2 protein-coding genes and 1 tRNA gene are annotated in these 2151 nt (G+C 59.8%); all 3 read left to right on the top strand.

What is annotated here, in order from left to right; all coding sequences use genetic code 11:
- The first annotated feature begins 1 nt into the window (after nucleotide 1).
- A tRNA-Leu gene (locus Q2B33_RS23905) sits at nucleotides 2-85 on the top strand.
- 129 nt (nucleotides 86-214) lie between these two features.
- A complete protein-coding gene (locus tag Q2B33_RS23910; protein ID WP_300564965.1) occupies nucleotides 215-1543 on the top strand; it encodes an alcohol acetyltransferase in 1329 nt (442 codons plus the stop codon).
- A 28-nt stretch (nucleotides 1544-1571) separates the two neighbouring features.
- On the top strand, nucleotides 1572-2151 hold a 580-nt coding region (locus tag Q2B33_RS23915), incomplete at its 3' end, for a DUF6320 domain-containing protein (RefSeq protein WP_300816126.1).

Genomic DNA, 2151 nt, shown 5'->3' on the forward strand with positions numbered 1-2151 from the left:
TGCAGGAATGGCGGAATTGGCAGACGCGCACGGTTCAGGTCCGTGTGGTAGCAATACCATGAGAGTTCAAGTCTCTTTTCCTGCACTATAACGAAAGGTACTTGATAGATGTCAAGTACCTTTCAAAGTCTATACAGGTAACATGGGAGTGGGTGTAAAGTGTGTTTTTTGAATGCTTTGCGCCCTTTTGTTTTCCCCTGAAAGAGGTCGGAGAATGGGAAAGACTGAAAAGGAACATGCCGCGAAAAGAAAAGAACATGCCCACCGCAGGGACTGGTATCAGTTGGACCTGTCGGCCATCGTGTACCCCACGCTGCAGAGGCGGGACTTCTCGTCCGTGTACAGGCTGTCCGTCCTCCTGAAGGAGGAGATACAGCCGGACGTGCTGCAGCAGGCCCTTGACATGACACTCCCCAGGTTCCCCACCTACAAGGCGGCCATCCGCAAGGGGCTGTTCTGGCGCTACCTGGAGCCCAACGACCGCCCGGGCCCCTTCGTGCAGAAGGATGTGCGGAATCCCTGTCAGCCCATGTATTTCAAGGCCAACAACCGCTATCTGGTCCGTGTCTACTATTTCCGCAACAGGATTGCCCTGGAGGCCCACCACAGCCTGGGGGACGGCACCGGCGGCATGTGCGTCCTGATGACCCTGACGGCCACCTATCTGCGGCTGCTGGGGGCGGAGGGGATCGAGAACGGCGGGTTCGTGCTGGACATCCACGGGACGCCCCGGGAGGGGGAGCTGGAGGACGCCTACATGCGCTATGCCAACGCCAAGGTCTGTCCCCCCAGGCTGGAGGAGAGGTCCTACCGGGTCAGGGGCACGGCGGAGCCCTTTTACACCCTGAACATCATAGACGGCATCATGTCCGTCTCGGAGGTCATGGCGGCTGCCAAGCGCTACGGGGCCACCATCACGGAGTACCTGAACGCCGTGCTCCTCCAGGCGCTGCTGACCAGGCAGGAGGAGGACCGACGCGCCCGCCTGCGGCCGGTGAAGATTGCTATGCCCGTGAACCTGCGGCGCTTTTTCCCGTCCATCACTCTGCGGAATTTCATCACCATGATCTTCCCCGGGGTGGATCCCAGGCTGGGGGAATACACCTTTGAGGAGATTGTGGTTCAGGTGCGCAATTATATGAGATACCATATCAACGAGAAGCTGCTCCGGGGGGACATCACCACCAACGCGGCCACCCAGCGCAATCCCTTTATCCGGGTGGTGCCGCTGTTCATCAAGGACTTCGTGGTGCGGCTGTTCTACACGAAGGTCCAGGACAGGAACTCGTCGGCGGGGCTGACCAATATGGGCGTGATGAAGGTGCCGGAGGGGATGAAGCCCTATATCGAGAGGTTCGACATCTACATGGGCCAGCCCTTTTCCCGCAGGACCAACTGCGCCATCATCAGCTTTGAGGACATCCTGACGGTGAACTTCGCCAGCAGCATCGTGGAGGCGGATGTGGAGCGGTATTTCTTCCGGCGGCTGGTGCGGGACGGCATCCATGTGAAGATAGAGAGCAACCGGGACATGGAGGAGTGAGGGGAGGAAGACGGATATGTCATATTGTGTGAATTGTGGTGTGGAGCTGGAACGGAATGCTGGGGAATGCCCTCTGTGCAATACGCCTGTGGTGAATCCACGGGAGCAGATGCGGCAGGGGAGCGCGAAGGCCGGGGCGGACCGGGAGGAGGCCGGCGCGTTCCCCAGGGAGAAGGGACAGGTGGAGACGGTGAAGAGGAAGGATCTGGGCCTTCTGCTCTCCATGGTGATACTGGCGTCGGTGGCCACCTGCGGCATCCTGAACCTGCTGGTGTTCAACGGCTCGCCCTGGTCGCTGGCAGTGATCGGCGCCTGCGTGATCCTGTGGGTGTTCATGATTCCGGCGGTCATCTATACGAGGCAGTCGGTCTATGTGTCCCTGCTGCTGGACGGCGGGGCGGTGACGCTCTATCTGTATATGCTGACGTTCCTCTCCGGCAGCAGCGGGTGGTTCACGGGGCTGGGCCTGCCCATTGTGGTGCTGGTGACTGTGATTGCCGAGCTGGTGACTCTGTGCATCCGGAAGCTCCCCAGGTCTTTCCTGACGGTGTCCCTCTATCTCTTCACGGCTCTGGGGCTGCTGTGTATGGGGCTGGAGATGCTGATCA

Origin of the sequence: uncultured Acetatifactor sp. (assembly GCF_948601915.1) — a bacterium.
In the GTDB taxonomy this organism is placed as follows: domain Bacteria; phylum Bacillota; class Clostridia; order Lachnospirales; family Lachnospiraceae; genus Acetatifactor.